This is a genomic window from Pseudoalteromonas sp. APC 3694, assembly GCF_030407565.1.
Classification (GTDB): domain Bacteria; phylum Pseudomonadota; class Gammaproteobacteria; order Enterobacterales; family Alteromonadaceae; genus Pseudoalteromonas; species Pseudoalteromonas tetraodonis.
This window is the reverse complement of the sequence record NZ_JASDDE010000034.1, coordinates 1-16,333: the sequence shown is the minus strand read 5'-3', so window position 1 is coordinate 16,333 and position 16,333 is coordinate 1. Positions and strand designations below refer to the sequence as shown.

Annotated in this window: 14 protein-coding genes; 9 read left to right on the top strand and 5 right to left on the bottom strand. The window is 39.8% G+C overall.

The genetic code is table 11. The features are described from left to right. Window positions 1-161: 161 nt before the first annotated feature. Together QMA00_RS12440 and elbB are read right to left on the bottom strand one after the other, a co-directional pair. Entirely contained in the window at window positions 162-554 is a 393-nt protein-coding gene (locus QMA00_RS12440) for a cytochrome c5 family protein (RefSeq protein WP_016899314.1), read from the bottom strand. A gap of 223 nt (window positions 555-777) precedes the next feature. Further along, window positions 778-1,425 carry an isoprenoid biosynthesis glyoxalase ElbB gene (gene elbB / locus QMA00_RS12435; protein ID WP_175610064.1) on the bottom strand — a complete coding sequence of 216 codons (648 nt, stop codon included), beginning with the start codon at window positions 1,423-1,425 and terminating at the stop codon, window positions 778-780. Between the two features lie 509 nt (window positions 1,426-1,934). On the opposite strand from elbB, the gene polA reads away from it, so the two are divergent. The 3 genes from polA (at window position 1,935) to QMA00_RS12420 (ending at window position 6,272) form a co-directional block, all read left to right on the top strand. Then, window positions 1,935-4,670 carry a DNA polymerase I gene (polA, locus tag QMA00_RS12430; RefSeq protein ID WP_076923011.1) on the top strand — a complete coding sequence of 912 codons (2,736 nt, stop codon included), beginning with the start codon at window positions 1,935-1,937 and terminating at the stop codon, window positions 4,668-4,670. Between the two features lie 499 nt (window positions 4,671-5,169). Beyond that, window positions 5,170-5,757, top strand: coding sequence for a YceI family protein (locus tag QMA00_RS12425; RefSeq protein WP_076923010.1), 588 nt, complete (start codon window positions 5,170-5,172; stop codon window positions 5,755-5,757). Continuing rightward, window positions 5,754-6,272, top strand: a complete 519-nt coding sequence (locus tag QMA00_RS12420; protein ID WP_024602130.1) for a DUF1285 domain-containing protein — start codon at window positions 5,754-5,756, stop codon at window positions 6,270-6,272. The genes QMA00_RS12425 and QMA00_RS12420 overlap by 4 nt, the downstream gene beginning before the upstream one ends. On the opposite strand, the gene yihA is transcribed toward QMA00_RS12420, so the two are convergent. Next, window positions 6,273-6,929, bottom strand: coding sequence for a ribosome biogenesis GTP-binding protein YihA/YsxC (gene yihA, locus QMA00_RS12415; RefSeq protein WP_076923009.1), 657 nt, complete (start codon window positions 6,927-6,929; stop codon window positions 6,273-6,275). Between the two features lie 281 nt (window positions 6,930-7,210). Between yihA and QMA00_RS12410 the strand changes: the two genes are divergently transcribed. The 3 genes from QMA00_RS12410 (at window position 7,211) to QMA00_RS12400 (ending at window position 9,687) form a co-directional block, all read left to right on the top strand. Next, window positions 7,211-7,843 (top strand): c-type cytochrome, encoded by a 633-nt coding sequence (locus QMA00_RS12410; RefSeq protein WP_013463877.1) that lies wholly within the window; start codon window positions 7,211-7,213, stop codon window positions 7,841-7,843. Between the two features lie 731 nt (window positions 7,844-8,574). Next, window positions 8,575-9,159, top strand: a complete 585-nt coding sequence (yihI, locus tag QMA00_RS12405; RefSeq protein WP_013463879.1) for a Der GTPase-activating protein YihI — start codon at window positions 8,575-8,577, stop codon at window positions 9,157-9,159. A 12-nt stretch (window positions 9,160-9,171) separates the two neighbouring features. Then, window positions 9,172-9,687 carry a DUF2489 domain-containing protein gene (locus tag QMA00_RS12400; protein ID WP_024602131.1) on the top strand — a complete coding sequence of 172 codons (516 nt, stop codon included), beginning with the start codon at window positions 9,172-9,174 and terminating at the stop codon, window positions 9,685-9,687. A 71-nt stretch (window positions 9,688-9,758) separates the two neighbouring features. Here QMA00_RS12400 and hemN read toward each other — a convergent pair whose 3' ends face one another. After that, window positions 9,759-11,132, bottom strand: a complete 1,374-nt coding sequence (gene hemN, locus QMA00_RS12395; RefSeq protein WP_076923008.1) for an oxygen-independent coproporphyrinogen III oxidase — start codon at window positions 11,130-11,132, stop codon at window positions 9,759-9,761. Window positions 11,133-11,248: 116 nt separating this feature from the next. Then, entirely contained in the window at window positions 11,249-11,773 is a 525-nt protein-coding gene (gene yjgA / locus QMA00_RS12390) for a ribosome biogenesis factor YjgA (protein WP_013463882.1), read from the bottom strand. A gap of 145 nt (window positions 11,774-11,918) precedes the next feature. Between yjgA and pmbA the strand changes: the two genes are divergently transcribed. From pmbA to QMA00_RS12375, 3 genes are all read left to right on the top strand, one after another. Continuing rightward, window positions 11,919-13,268 (top strand): metalloprotease PmbA, encoded by a 1,350-nt coding sequence (pmbA, locus tag QMA00_RS12385; protein ID WP_013463883.1) that lies wholly within the window; start codon window positions 11,919-11,921, stop codon window positions 13,266-13,268. Between the two features lie 109 nt (window positions 13,269-13,377). Next, the gene (locus tag QMA00_RS12380) at window positions 13,378-13,857 is read left to right on the top strand and encodes a DUF721 domain-containing protein (RefSeq protein WP_076923007.1); all 480 of its coding nucleotides are present in this window, start codon (window positions 13,378-13,380) and stop codon (window positions 13,855-13,857) included. 239 nt (window positions 13,858-14,096) lie between these two features. Next, window positions 14,097-16,169 (top strand): M13-type metalloendopeptidase, encoded by a 2,073-nt coding sequence (locus tag QMA00_RS12375; RefSeq protein WP_262976421.1) that lies wholly within the window; start codon window positions 14,097-14,099, stop codon window positions 16,167-16,169. The last annotated feature ends 164 nt before the right edge of the window (window positions 16,170-16,333 follow it).

Genomic DNA, 16,333 nt, shown 5'->3' with positions numbered 1-16,333 from the left:
GTTATAATTTTTTGTATAGTTATTAATCATTATAGTTCCACTTTTAACATTTTGCGTCAAGTAGATATTTATCTTAATTATGCTGCGAAAAGTCGATAATTAGAAACAAAAAAGGCTTACTGTGAGTAAGCCTTTCATTTATAGTTTTAGCCTGACTGATTTTATTTAGCAGTCATAAAGTCGATTGCTGCGCTTATTTCATCATCAGAACAATCCATACATGTACCACGTGGCGGCATTGCATTGAAGCCGTTGATTGCATGATCTAATAAGGTATCTTTTCCTTTAGCAATACGAGGAGCCCAATCGTCAGCTGATTTAGGAGCGCCTAAAGCACCTGTACCATGACAAGCAAAACAGGCCGCTTGATATACTTGCTCGCCTGAACGAGGCCCTGTTGGTGCAGCAACCGCTACTTTTTCACCTTCAAGGTAAACAGCACCGATAGGCGCTAAACGTTTTTTAATTGCATCTTCAGTCATAGAGTTATCATATGGCTGTGCGTATGCGGTGGTTGCTAGCACAAGTAATGCTGCAGCTGATAGTTTTTTCATTTTGCCTTGCCCACTTCAATTTGAACGTGATCAATCACGATTTTAAATGACGGAATTTAAATCAATTATAACTCCACTAAGTCATTTATAAAATGCTCAGAGTCGATTTTATTTAGAAATACGACTAATGATTGTCTTAACTCAATAAAATTACATGGTTTAGCGCATAGTTAAATTATAAAACGGGATCATCACGCCTTTAATGCGATCAAAGCCCTTACGACTAACTCATAGCTAATACGTTACGCACTAACTTATCGATTCCTGCATCTGCATCCATAATGGATTGTGCCAACATATAGGCCGGTGTCGTAACGAGTTTATTGCTTTTATCAATAACAATATCATTCACTTTACACTCTACGTGTTCAGCGCCTAATGTGCTAAGAGCCTCTGCTGTGTCGCTATCATTACCAATAGTAAGCTGAGGTTTATGATAAATAAAAGGCAATAGAGCCGGTGCAATACACATGTAACCAGTGGCTTTTTTTGCATCCGCAAACGCTTTACAAGCGCTAAGTACTGCCTCGTTTACTTTAGCGTTAGTGCCATTAATAGCAAAGTCAGATAGATTTTTAGCTACCCCGAAGCCTCCAGGGACAATGAGTGCATCAAATTGTGTAACGTCTAATTCAGCGAGTGACTTTATATTGCCACGGGTGATGCGAGCTGATTCAACTAATACATTTCGCGGCTGTGCTATTTCTTCACCAGTGATGTGATTAATGGTGTGGTACTGCTCTATATCAGGTGCAAAGCACTGATACTGGGCATTATTTTTTTCAATGTGTAATAAAGTCAGTACCACCTCATTAATTTCACTACCATCAAACACACCACAACCTGCTAAAATTACAGCTATATTTTTCATATCATTTCGCTCCATTAAAGTCTCTTAAATAAAGTTTAACACGATGAATCAGCCGATTTAAAAATTTATTTGCTCGTTTTTTAGGCGCAAAGCACGTTGTTATGCGCTATATGCCATTTAGTGATTAGTAGCCATGAAAAAAATTATAAAGGATCGCTATGATCTTTGATCCATTATGCTAGAATGCTCATCCAGTTATTTAAATGGACGTAAATAATTAAGGTGGGTTATAAAACCAGTGACGGTATAAATGCTTTTTCCACATTAATAAAAAAATAATAAAAAAGAACCTCGAATTATCTTTTTTAAACAAAACAATAAATTACAAATTAATCTAGGCATTTAAAGATGCTTCGGATGAATTGCTTGTGGGTGTTATCTACATAGTTATCCACAACTTACTAAAAATGTAGCGCGATTACTCACATTAATTCACAGTCGTTTTATTTACTGCCTTATGGCATGCTTACACTCATATTACTTTTTTGTATTTAGGATCCAATTTTACCATGGCTCAGATCCCCGAAAACCCGCTTATTTTAGTTGATGGCTCTTCATATTTGTTTCGTGCTTATCATTCACCACCACATCTAACCAACTCTAAGGGTGAGGCCACCGGTGCTATTTATGGCGTGGTAAACATGCTTAAAAGTTTGATCAAACAATATGATCCCTCACATATGGTGGTGGTATTTGACGCCAAAGGTAAAACCTTCAGAAATGATATGTACAGTGAGTATAAAGCGAACCGTCCGCCAATGCCTGATGATCTGCGTACTCAAATAGCGCCGCTGCACAGTATTATCAAAGCAATGGGTTTTCCGTTAATTAGTATTGAGGGCGTGGAAGCCGATGACGTAATCGGTACTTTTGCACGGATTGCCTCTGAGCAACAACGTCATGTACTGGTATCGACTGGTGATAAAGATATGGCGCAGTTGGTCAATGAGCATGTAACCTTGATTAATACCATGACCGACAGTATTTCAGATCCCGAAACTGTGGTTGAAAAGTTTGGTGTTGGACCTGAACTTATTATCGATTATTTAGCTTTAATGGGCGACAAAGTAGATAATATTCCTGGCGTTGAGGGTTGTGGACCTAAAACAGCAGTTAAATGGTTACAAAAGTACGGATCGCTTCAGGGCGTAATTGATAATGCTTCTGATATAAAAGGTAAAATAGGCGAGAAACTGGCAAAAGCGATTGATCATTTACCGTTAAGCTATGAGCTTGCCACTATTAAATGTGATGTTGAGGTTGAATCTGATCTTGATACTTTTAAATTACAAACACCGAATAAAGACGAATTAATTGCCTTATACGGTGAATGTGAGTTTCGTCGTTGGCTAGCTGAATTGCTAGACAACCCAAAAGATGCCGACACACATTTAGCAGTACCAACGCAAGAGAATGAGCTGCCAAAAGTTGAAGATGCGCACTATGAAACTATTTTAACTGAGGCCCAATTTGAGACATTAATAGAACAGCTTAATGAAGCTGAGCTATTTGCTTTTGATACAGAAACAACCAGTTTAGAGTATATGAAAGCGCAATTGGTCGGTATGAGCTTTGCGGTTAAAGCAGGGGAAGCGGCTTATTTACCAATAGCACACGATTACCCCGGTGCGCCCGATCAGTTAAGCCTTGAATTTGTGATGCAAAAGTTGGGGCCAATATTAGCAGACGAAAATAAAGCTAAAGTAGGTCAAAATCTAAAATACGATAAAAGCGTGCTTGCCAATGCAGGCTACGAATTAAATGGTATTAAGTTCGACACTATGCTAGAGTCTTATGTATTTAATAGCGTAGGCACCCGTCATGATATGGACTCGTTGGCGCTTAAATACTTAGGCCACAAAAATATTAGCTTTGAAGATATTGCTGGTAAAGGTAAAAAGCAGCTTACATTTAATCAAATAGAACTTGAAAAAGCAGCGCCTTATGCCGCTGAAGATGCCGATATTACTTTGCGTTTGCACCAAGTGTTATGGCCGAAACTTGAAGCGGATGAAAAACTAAAATCGGTGTTTGAAGATATAGAAATGCCACTAGTAAGTGTTATTTCTGATATTGAGCGCACCGGTGTTGCTATCGACAGCAACATGTTGGCCACGCATAGCCAACGTTTAGGTGAGCGATTACTTGAGCTTGAAAAAGAAGCGTTTGAAATCGCGGGCGAACCGTTTAACTTAAGCTCACCAAAGCAACTACAGGTGCTGTTATTTGAAAAGCTCGAATTGCCCGTTATCAAAAAAACACCTAAAGGCGCGCCCTCTACAGCAGAAGAAGTACTACAAGAGTTAGCGCATGATTACCCATTGCCTAAAGTGATTATTGAGCATCGTGGTTTATCTAAGCTCAAATCAACCTACACCGATAAGTTACCCTTGATAGTCAATGAACGCACGCAGCGAGTGCATACTTCTTATCACCAAGCGGTAACAGCAACAGGTCGATTAAGCTCAAGCGATCCTAATTTACAAAATATTCCTATTCGTTCAGAGGAAGGGCGTCGTATTCGTGAAGCGTTTATTGCCGCAGATGGGTATAAAATTGTGGCTGCCGATTACAGCCAAATAGAACTGCGTATTATGGCGCATCTCTCGCAAGATAAGGGATTACTAAGCGCATTTGCTAATGGCTTAGATGTTCACAGTGCCACGGCTGCTGAAGTATTTGGGGTTGAGCTTGAAGAGGTAACATCAGATATGCGCCGTAAAGCTAAAGCGGTAAACTTTGGCTTAATTTATGGCATGTCAGCATTTGGCTTAGCACGTCAACTTGATGTACCACGCCATGAAGCGCAGCATTATATTGATAAATATTTTGAGCGTTTTCCAGGTGTTTTAGAATACATGGAAACAACGCGTGAGAAAGCGGCCGAAAATGGCTATGTAGAAACAATTTTTGGCCGTCGCTTACATTTACCAGAAATAAATGCGCGCAATGGCGCTCGTCGCAAAGGGGCTGAGCGCGCAGCAATTAATGCACCGATGCAAGGCACTGCGGCTGATATTATTAAAAAAGCGATGTTAAGCGTGCATGCTTGGGTTAATCAGCAAGCACCTAATACAGTTAAGCTGCTCATGCAGGTACACGATGAATTGGTATTTGAGATTAAAACAGAATGTACTGAGCAATATACCAAACAGATTTGTGAGCTGATGTCACAAGCGGCGCAGTTAGATGTACCACTTATTGTTGAAGCTGACGAAGGTGATAACTGGGAACAAGCACACTAATTTAGTATGCCAAGGATGCCTTGTCTTAGGTAAACACAACAGTTAAAAAGAATTATTTAAAAGCGCCAATAGGCGCTTTTCTTTTAGCTTGCAGGTTAAAAAAAAGTTAAATTAAACAGCAGTTTGTATTAAATCGTTAGAGGTTCGTCAATTCGCTACGATTATCAATAATATGCTTGTATTTTTACACTTGCTTTTGGTAAAGTGCCGCCCGTCCTCATCCTGTAGGACATCCTGTTGATGATGCATCGTAAGATGCAACGTATTAATAGCTTCTCCCCAGTTTGCTATATCGGCCTATCATATATTTGATGGGCCGTTTTTTTATTGTCTTGCATCCAAGCGTTAAATTTATTCTCTAATTGCACTTAGCGTTTCAAGTGATACCATCAGTCTACTTAGCATTTTCGATTTACCACACAGTAACTAATGATTTTCAGCTGGGCTGATCAAAGTATTATTTTTACCGGTATAAGTCTTTTCATTTTAGGAGTGCATTATGTTTAAAACGTTAGCTGTAGCAGGTTTATCTTTATCATGTTTACTAGTTTCAGGTGTTGCATCGGCAAACTGGCAGTTACTCAACGATAAAAGCCAATTAAGTTTTGTCTCAATTAAAAAAAATAGCATTGCTGAGGCAAGCCATTTTACTCAGTTATCAGGGCAATTGAGTGAGCAAGGTCAGTTTAGCCTAAATGTTGATTTAACCTCAGCTGAAACGTTTATTCCTATTCGTAACGAGCGCCTAAGCAAAATTTTGTTTGAATCTGACACTTTTGCAAATGCAGTATTAACTGCTGACTTATCTGATAAATTGTCACTTATTAAGCAGCCTGGGCAGTACGTATTAAAAGGTGTTAGCGCCGAGCTAGACTTTCATGGTCATAAAAAGCCACTTGCTGTTGATGTACTCGTAAGCAGTGCGGCCAATGGAGATTTAAGTGTGGCATCATTCACCCCTATCATTATCAACAGTGATGACTTTAAGATCACCGAAGGGGTAATGCAGTTACAAAAATTAGCCGGATTACCTTCAATTGCTAATGCCGTGCCAGTTACTTTTGCACTGACATTTAAAAAACAGTGATTTCACTTAACGAGCTTAGCAAGCAACTCAGCGAGCCAAGCAAACCTTTTGAACAATGGCAGCCCGCTCACTGCGGGCAGTTACCATTATTGATTGATGAGCAAGGTAAATGGTTTTACGCAGGTAGTGAAATAACTCGTCAATCAATGGTGAAACTTTTTGCCAGTGTATTATGTAACGAAGATGGGCAGTTTTACTTAAAAACACCCGTTGAAAAAATCGCGATCGAGGTGAAGGATGCGCCTTTTATTATTGTAAATTGGCATAGTGAACCGACATCAGAGGGAAGCGTTATTTGTTGTATTGATAACTTAAACCGCACATGGCTATTAGGTCGTTCTGAGTCACTTTATATCAATGACTACAAAGGTGCGGCTGTGCCTTATATGCAGTTACCCTACGGCTGCTTTGCGCGAGTTGCGCGAAATGTGTTTTATCAGTGGGCTGAAATAGCCGAAACAGATGAACTCGGCTATTTTATTACCTCCGCACAGCAGAAATTTTACTTACAGTAATTATTCGCTATCTGGCGCTACTAAATCAGCAGGTGGAACGGCCACTATTGGGCCTAAATACCACTCATCTAGCTTTTTAGCGACTTCTGGTAAGCCGGTGCCTTTAAGTGATGAAAATGCATGAACCGTAATATCGCCATCTAATTCACTTAACTCACGACGTACGTTAAGAACTTGTGATTTACGCGGACCTTGCTTTAGCTTATCGGCTTTAGTTAATAGTGCCAATACCGGAATTTCACTGCCTACAGCCCAATTAATTAAGTCGCGGTCTAAATCTTTTAATGGATGACGAATATCCATTAATACCACAATACCTTTTAAACTTTGACGTTTTTGCAGGTATTCGCCTAGCGATTTTTGCCATTTCTTTTTCATTTCAATCGGCACTTTTGCAAACCCATAGCCAGGTAGGTCAATTAGGCGCATATTATCTACATCGGCAAGTTCAAAGGTGTTGATCAGCTGAGTACGGCCGGGTGTTTTACTGGTTCGTGCTAACTTTTGATCGGTTAGGGCATTTAGCGCACTTGATTTACCTGCATTAGAGCGACCGGCAAACGCGACTTCAATTCCCGTATCAGCAGGTAATTTAGTGATGTCTGGCGCGCTTGTAACAAAAGACGCAGTGTTATACTTGATACGAGATTTGAGCACAGGCTCTCCTAAAACTTAAAAAAATAACATTGGGTAAACCAAATTCACCCGTGGCGCGTATTTTATACTATAAAGTAGCTATTAAAAAGTGTATTTGAGCATGTAAGATCATTGCTGACAGTACATTTTAACTGGCTTAGCGTTTAATTTTACTCAAAACCCTATAATTTATAGGTTTAATGTGTGTAGAAAACGTGCCAGAGAATTTAATATCGTGTAGAATATAAAAATCACAACATCCATATTGTAGATGATACAGGGTCGGAAACAGAGAATTCACCATGAAAAAAATAGCACTATCTTTAACTATATTGCTTGGTGCGTTGTCAGCAAGCAACGCAACAGCATTTGATGGCGATGTAAACGCAGGTAAAGAAAAATCAGCAACGTGTGCGGCTTGTCACGGCCCAGACGGTAATGCGCCGGTTAACATCTACCCAAAAATTGCAGGCCAACACGCAGATTACATATACAAGCAACTTACTGAATTTAAATTAGGTATGACTTCGGGCGGTAAAGAAGGTCGTATGAATCCAGTAATGAGCGGTATGGCAATGCCATTAAGTGATCAAGATATGAAAGACTTGGCTGCTTACTTTGCTTCTTTGAACATGTCTGAAGGTGCTACACCGAAAGATGTTCAAGAAACAGGCGCAATGTTATATAAAGCAGGTGATGCTGAGCGCGGTATCCCATCATGTGCGGCTTGTCATGGTCCACGTGGTAATGGCTCTTCACTTGCTAAATTCCCAAAGATTTCTTTCCAACATCCAGAATACATCAAGTCACAACTTGAACAGTTCAGAGATGGTGTTCGTAATAACGACCTAAATGGTGTTATGCAGGACATTGCAAAGAAACTAACAGATAAAGACATTGAAACACTCTCTAAATACCTTGGTGGTCTACACTAAAGTCGTATTTATTTAGATGTTGTTAACATAATATAATGTTAATTAGTGAAAAAGGCAGCTTTAGCTGCTTTTTTTGTGCGTGCTGAGACCGATAAAGCTCCTTCCCTTGTAAGACATTGACCATACTTTGGTGTAAGAAAAATCTCATTTTATTTTTATTTTTTAATGTAACTTATTGTAATTTATGCTTTTAGTGTTTTTTGTCATATGTAGTACAAGAAAAAAGATATAAATTAGTTGTAACAAAATTATTAACGAGTAAATTAACCCCTGTCGCAAAAACAATAACAAATAGGAAAACGTTATAAGGATAGTAGCGCGGCACGACTGAATAGCACATAGAGTGTGCTACCAAAGGAAATATCAAAAAAGTGTTAGGAAGACCGAAAATAATAAAATACTCATGGAAGTTTAATAATAAAAACAAAATGGAATGCTACACGGAAGATAAATAATAAAAATACGGATAGAAAATAATAATAAAAACAATAAAGACTAAAAAGTCGAAGGGAGAAGTGTCCATATAATGGCGCTCAGATTAGTAGGCGGTAGAGATGTTTTCTCTACCGCCTTTTTATTTGTCCTGTTACAATACCCCCCGTTAAAAAAAAGCACCTTAACTGTGCTTTGGCGCGCAAAACGCCCAAACTGAATTCTCCTGGCTAGGCCAGCACCGCGATGCCCATTGAGTTGCGCCTCGCTCAAAACCTCTTAAGTGAGACGATCAAAATATGAGTAGAAAGAAAAAGTCACGTAAAATTCCATCAAATGGTCCCGTTCGTTTAAGTCAAGATAAGCTTAAAGAAATGCGCGCATTGAAAGAGCAACGTGTTAAAAAAACTAAGGGCGCTAAACCTGGTTCACGTAATGCACCGGATGCATTGAGTAATGACACTCAAAAAGCAGGTTCGGCTGCTAAAGATAAACGCGTTGGTAGTAAAAAAGCAGTGCCATTAGTTGCACCTGCTGCTGAACCAAAAATCGAAATGAAACGTAACCTTAAACCTGTAGCAGAGCTTAAAAAGGCTGTTGAACCAGAATTAACGCCTGAACAAGAGTTAGAAGCCCTTGAAAATGATGAGCGCTTACTTAAATTAGTTGAGCGTCATGAGCAAGGTGAAATGCTAACGGGTAAAGATGCAAAATACTTTAATAGCCGCATAGCGCGTCACCAAGTGCTTTGTAAATTATTAGGCATTGAAGATGAAGAAGAGTTTGAAGATGACTTCAGCGATGAAGACAGTAATTCAGACTTTGATCAATACCTATCAAACGATCTAGCGAATGAATGGCTAGATGACGACGAAGATAAGTAATAAGGACACGCAATGAGTACAGCAGTGATCTTAGCCTTAGTTGTAGGTGCTGCTATTATAGCGGGCTTGGCATTTTATGCGGGTCAGTTGCTCTATAAGCTAAATGTGCAAAAAAAGCTAATTAGCAAAAAACAGGCAGAGCAACAGCAAAAGCTAAAACAGTCGCGTTTAAAGCGTAATGCGAAGTTAGCCGATAGTATTCATTTAATTGCACGTGCTATGAATGAAAAGCAATGTGATTATTCTGAGGGGTGCTTACGTATTTGGGTGCTTATGTCGCAATATAGTTTTGATACTGAGCGCGACCTAACGAGTGCATACCCGGGTATTTATAAAATGTACGACGTGGTAAAAGAAATGCCAACCCATGATTCGCGCAAAAAGTACGCTAAAAAAGAAATTTTTAAGCAAGACACGGCGCGCTGGCGCGCAGAAGAATCACTGAGTGATGAAATAGAAGCTGACTGTAAAAAAATTATTGTTGAGTTTAAAGCAGCCCAAGGCAGCGAAAACGTGGTTTTTAACTAGCGCTTAGATTTTACGGCATATATAAAAAAAGCAGACCTTGGTCTGCTTTTTTTATGCGTGCTAGTTTTAAATTATATAACCCGTGAGAAGCGAGTGGCATTTATCTGTTTTTGTAAATGCGCATCAAAGCACATACAAATAATACGAATAAATAAATTCCCTTTTGGTGTTACGCTAATTAGGTTGTTTTCTATTGTTACCATTTCATCGGCAATTAATGGTGCGAGTGCCTCTAAAGCATCTTGAAAGTAGTCATTAAAGCTGATTTTATGTCTGTTAGCGAATACGCTCATATCAAGCTCAAACTGGCAAATAAGCTGCTTAATCGCATCGGCGCGAATAATATCATCTTGGGTTAAATGCATGCCTTTATTAATGGCACTGCCTGCTTGCTCATCAACTGCTTGATAATAATGTTTTAACTCTTTTTTATTTTGTAATATGGCCGTGCCTATTTGTGAAATAGACGAAACACCTAAGCCCAATAAGTCGCACTCGCCATGAGTGGTGTAGCCTTGAAAATTACGATGCAGCTGACCCGTATTTTGTGCAATGGCTAGCTCATTATCAACTTTTGCAAAGTGATCCATACCTATAAATTGATAGCCCGCCTGCGTCATTTGCTCTAGGGTATTTTTAAACATGGTGAGCTTATTATGCGCACTGGGTAAATCGGCGTCTTTAATTTTACGTTGGGCGGCAAAACGTTCTGGTAAATGAGCGTAGTTAAATACTGAAACGCGGTCAGGGTTTAAGGCAATAAGTTGCTCAATCGTTTGCGTAAAGCTCTCAGGTGTTTGTAGTGGCAAGCCATAAATCATATCAGCATTAATTGATTTAAAGCCCAACTGTTTTGCTTGGGTAATTAATTGCTTTACCTCATCAACATGCTGAGGGCGATTAACAGCCAGCTGAACCTGATCATTAAAATCTTGAATACCAAATGACACACGATTAAACCCCAACTCGCTTAAATCAACCAGCATATTGTCAGCCAGTGAGCGAGGGTCGATTTCGATACCGCGCTCGCAGGTATCGCTAAAGTTAAAGTGTTGCTCTAGCAGCTTTACTAAGCGCGTCATTTGCGCTGCGGTTAAAAAAGTTGGTGTGCCGCCCCCCAAATGTAATTGCTCAACCCGATAATCTTGAAACAGCGGCGCTTGTGCTGCAATTTCTTTAGCTAAAAAGTCTAGGTAGGTATCGGCTTTAGATTGGTGGCGAGTAATGACTTTATTACAGCCACAGTAATAACAAAGCTGACTACAAAAAGGAATATGAATATATAAAGACAACGAACGGGTTTGCGATGATTCAATAGCGCTAATCAAATCTTGTTGCTGATAACCATCAGCTAACGAAAGCGCGGTCGGGTAAGACGTGTAACGCGGGCCCGATACATTGTATTTGTTTATTAAAGTTTGATCCCATTGAGGAAGTTTAATCATCACGCGCACCTTATCTTTTAAGTTGCTGCGTATTGTAAAAAAGCAAAGATGAGGAGGTTTTGATCTACAACAAAAAAAGGTGCCGCAGCACCTTTTTAATATATAACGCGGCTGCGTTACATTATGGCGTCTTTTAAGTACTGAAATAACTCTTTGTAGCTTCTCGCTGGTTTTTCAGCTTTTACTTCTTTGGCAGCATTACGCACCATTTGGCGCATTTTTTGGCGCTCAAGAGCTGGATATTGTTCAATTGTTTCGTTGATTAAGTCATCGCCTTGTTCAATTAAATCACTGCGCAGTTGCTCAATTTTTTTGATCATAACCTCAGCTTGGTTATTTTTATTAAGCATGACATCAATGATCGCTTTAATTTCTTCAATATTTTCTACCGTACGAAGGGTTTTTGCGATGTAATTTAAATGTCGGCGGTAGGCATCACTTTTATTACTTATTTTATCAGCAACCACCATTGCTTCTTTTAAGTCATCATTGAGCGGCAGGCGTTCACGCTGCTTTTTACCCATTTTGGCAATTTCAGATCCTAACTGATGAAACTCTTGCGCTTCGCGCTTAAGTTCACTTTTTGATACATATATAATTTCTTCTTCAATTTCAGCAGGCTTGCCTTTTTTCTTCGCCATGGGGTGCTCTTAAATAAAAATAACTTCATCTATTATACGCGATTCTTTTAGTGATTAATATTAGCTGATGTGGTGCAGTGAGTGTGTTAGCATTTAAATATAAAAAATGTGTGCAATATGGCCTTCAGGGCTCAGGACAGAATTTATGAAAAGCCAACACCAAGATCCAATTTATTCGCAAATCTCTCAAGTAAAAGACGCTGTATCAGAAGTACTTGAGCATGCTAAAAAACTAGGTGCTACCGCTGCAGAAGCTGCTATGTCAAGCACTTCTGGGCTGTCGGTAAGTACGCGCATGGGGGAGGTAGAAACCATTGAGTTTAATCAAGACGGTGGTTTAGGTATTAGCGTGTATGTTGGCAATAACAAAGGCTCGGCATCAACGGCTGATTTAAATCCTAAAACATTACGTGCTGTGGTCGAAAAAGCCATCGATATTGCTAAATTCACTTCAGACGATCCATGTAATGGCATTGCTGATAAAGAACTGCTTGAGTTTGCCCCTAAAGATTTAGACTTGTTTCATCCTTGGGATGTAAGCCCAGAGCAAGGGATTGATTTGTGTCATGCAGCAGAGCAAGCCGCATTAAACGCCGATGAGCGAATTGTGAATTCAGATGGCGCTAGCTTTTCATCGCATCAAGGGTTGCGAGTATATGGTAACAGCCATGGTTTAATTGCAGGCTTTCCACGTACTCGCCACAGCATAAGCACTATGGTGATAGGTAAAGAGGGCGAGCATATGCAGCGCGACTCAGCCTACACGATTTCTCGCGATCAAGCAGGGTTAAAAGATGCAGCAAGTGTTGGACTTGAAGCTGCAGCAGAAACCCTAGCAAAACTAAACAGCCAAAAACTAGGCACCATGAAAGTGCCGGTTATTTTTAGAGCCGATATTGCTAATTCATTGTTTGGCCATTTGGTATCAGCAATTGGTGGTGGCGCACTGTATCGTAAATCCAGCTTTTTATTGGATAGCTTAGGCACGCAGGTATTTAGCAAAACCGTTAATATTTCAGAGCGTCCGCACTTACTTAAAGGCTTAGCATCATCGCCATTTGATAGCGAAGGGGTTAAAACTCTCGACAGAGAAATAATTCACGGTGGCGAGTTACAAACGTATTTATTAGCAAGCTATGCGGCACGTAAAATGAATATGACCCCAACAGGGCACGCTGGCGGTATTCATAATTGGTTAGTAGAACAAACGCATCAAGATTTAACTGCATTATTAAAAACCATGGGTACGGGCTTATTAGTTACAGAATTGATGGGGCAGGGCGTGAATACAGTAACCGGTGACTACTCTCGCGGTGCGGCTGGTTTTTGGGTTGAAAATGGGGAAATACAATACCCAGTAAGCGAAATTACGATTGCTGGTAATTTAAAAGATATGTTCAAAGGTATTTCCGCTATAGGTGGCGATATAGAGCGTCGCGGCGGGATTCAGACTGGTTCAGTACTGATTGAACAAATGCAAGTAGCAGGTGCTTAATACCAATCCGCAATAATATTTATTTCAGTGAATTGGTATAACCCCACTTTGCTTGCTTAAATTAAGTTTAATTTAAGCAAGCCTTCTTTTGATGTTTTTAAGGTGTGATATGGCTAAAGATAGATATGCGCCAAAACCGTTAACCGATATTATGGCTGGGCTGAACAACCGCTTAGCAGCCTATGCGGGAAAAAGCCAAGCACTGGATACACAGCAACAATTGTTGCGCGATTTCTTAGGCCCTAAGTTAGGTGAAAAGTGCCGAGTAAGTAATTACCGTGACGGCACCTTAATGATAGAAGCCGTTTCTGCACCTATTGCGCTTAGGCTTAATTATTTAAAAATGGACATGCAATCGCATTTTAGAGCCGCGGGTATGGCCGAGCTTGGGCAAATAAAAATTACTGCCAATCCACAGGCAACTCAACGGTTAAGCACTCGACCTAAAGTGGCTGATGGCAAACCAACGAACTCCCTTAAAATGAGTGAACAAACGGCTGATTATTTAAATGCGATCGCCGATTCTGCTCCACCGTCATTAAAAGAAAAGCTTCAACGCTTAGCTTTACATGGTAAAAATAAATCTTAATTAAATACCATTTAACACCTTGCTCGGTTTGTTTTGCTGGCTTTAAAATACTTTGTTACATATTCGATTTTATTGTTATTTAAATCAGGTTTATGATGCCTAGTTAGTACTTCCTAAATTAGGTTGTAGCTGATGCGTATTTCATTAAGCAGATAATAGACTGCATCCTATTGTTGTTTTTTTGAGTTATCAAATCTTAATGAAATGCGTATTTATTCTAATTAATATACGGAATTCTTATGAAAAAAATAACAATGACTGCCGCCAGTATTGCATTGGCGTTAGGTTTGGTTGGTTGCGGCGAAAAGCCACAAGAAATGCAAGCAGAAGCAACAACAGTAACCGCACCGGTGGCAACCCCTGGTGCCTTAGGTGTTGATTTACAAAATATCGATAACAGTGTTCGTGCACAGGATGATTTTTACTACCACGTAAACGGTAAATGGTTAGAAAAAACTGAAATCCCTGGCGATAAGTCAAACTATGGGTCGTTCTCACAGTTATATGATGAATCGCAAAAAGCAATGAAAACAGTTCTAGAAAATGCCAGTACCAATAGCAGCGCAAAGCCAGGTTCAGATGAATATAAGATCGGCGCATTTTATACTAGCTACATGGCAGAAAATGCTCGTGAAGAGTTAGGGATGTTACCACTTGAGCCTGCTATTAAAAGCATTGATACAGTAAAAGATAAAGCCGCGTTGGTCACACTGATGGCACAGCTACAAGTTAAAGGCGGAGATCTTCCTTTTGGCTGGTATGTTAATAATGATGCTAAAAACTCAAGTGAAAATGCGCTTTATGCCTATCAAGCCGGACTTGGTTTACCTGACCGTGATTATTATTTAAAAGATGATGAAAAATTCACAAAAATTCGCGCGGCATATCAAACCTATATTACCGATATTTTAGCTAAAGCTGGCGTTAATAATGCCGCTGATGCAGCCAAAGCGATACTTGCCCTTGAAACGACACTTGCTGATGCACAGTGGAGTCGGGTACAAAGTCGTGATGCAACAAAATCATATAATAAAATGTCAGTAGCTGAAGCTAACACGTTAATGGGAGATTTTGATTTAAGTGCTTACTTTGAAGCCGTTGGTGTTGATGCCCAAGAGTTGATTGTGCGCCAACCAAGTTACTTTGAAAAATTTGCAGACATTTTCAAAAATACAGACTTATCGGTTTGGCAAAACTACTTAAAATTCCATTTCGTTAGTAATTACGCGCAGCTACTTAATAAAGACTTAGTGGATTTGAAATTTAATTTTTACAGCACCACATTGCGCGGTGTTGAAGAGCAAGCGCCACTTTGGAAGCAAGCCGTTGATGCATCAAACAGTGTACTGGGTGAAATTTTAGGTAAAGTCTACGTTAAAGAAAACTTCCCGCCAGAAGCGAAAGCGCGCATGGAAGAATTAGTTGATAACGTGATTAAAGGCTATTCAGTGGCAATTGAAAACCTTGAGTGGATGAGCCCTGAAACAAAAGTTGCGGCGCAAGAAAAGCTGGATAAGTTTACGCCTAAAATTGGTTACCCAGATAAATGGAAAGATTATTCAGATTTAGTAATTAATCCTGATGAACTAGTAGGTAACTATATTCGCTACAGTGAGTGGGCTTATGCAGATATGATTGCTAAATTAGGTAAGCCAGTTGATCGCTCTGAGTGGCATATGACGCCACAAACAGTGAATGCTTACTACAACCCAGTGAATAACGAAATAGTATTCCCTGCGGCGATTCTGCAGCCTCCTTTCTTTAATTTAGAAGCAGATGATGCGGTTAACTATGGTGCTATTGGTGCGGTTATTGGCCATGAGTTAGGCCATGGCTTTGATGACCAAGGTGCAAAATACGACGGTGATGGCAATTTACGTAATTGGTGGAGCGAGTCAGACCTTAAGCAGTTTGAAGAGCGAAGTGCTGCCTTAGTTGCGCAGTATAATCAATATAAACCGTTTGAAGATGCTAGCGTTAATGGTGAGCTGACACTGGGTGAAAACATTGGTGATTTAGGCGGCTTAACCGTCGCTTATAAAGCGTATCAATTATCGCTGGGTGATTCTAAAGCGCCCATTATTGAAGGCTATACGGGCGACCAACGCTTCTTTATGGGCTGGTCGCAAATTTGGCGTCGTAAATACCGTGATGAAGCATTGCGCAATCGTTTAATGACCGATTCACATTCACCGAGTCATTATCGCGTGATTGGTATTTTGTCGAACATGCCGGAATTTTACCAAGCGTTTGATGTTAAAGAGGGCGATAAAATGTATATCAAGCCTGAAGATCGCGTAAAAATTTGGTAATTTAAGCTGAAATTAGCTTAAGCGGTTAGCCCCACTAATCGCAAAATAAAAAGCCAGTGAGCATCATGCTCACTGGCTTTTTAGTTACTTTTATACCTGATGATAAAACTAGGGTCTGTTGACCTTTGCGGATTAAAATTTGTTCAAACTAGGGGCGATTTAAT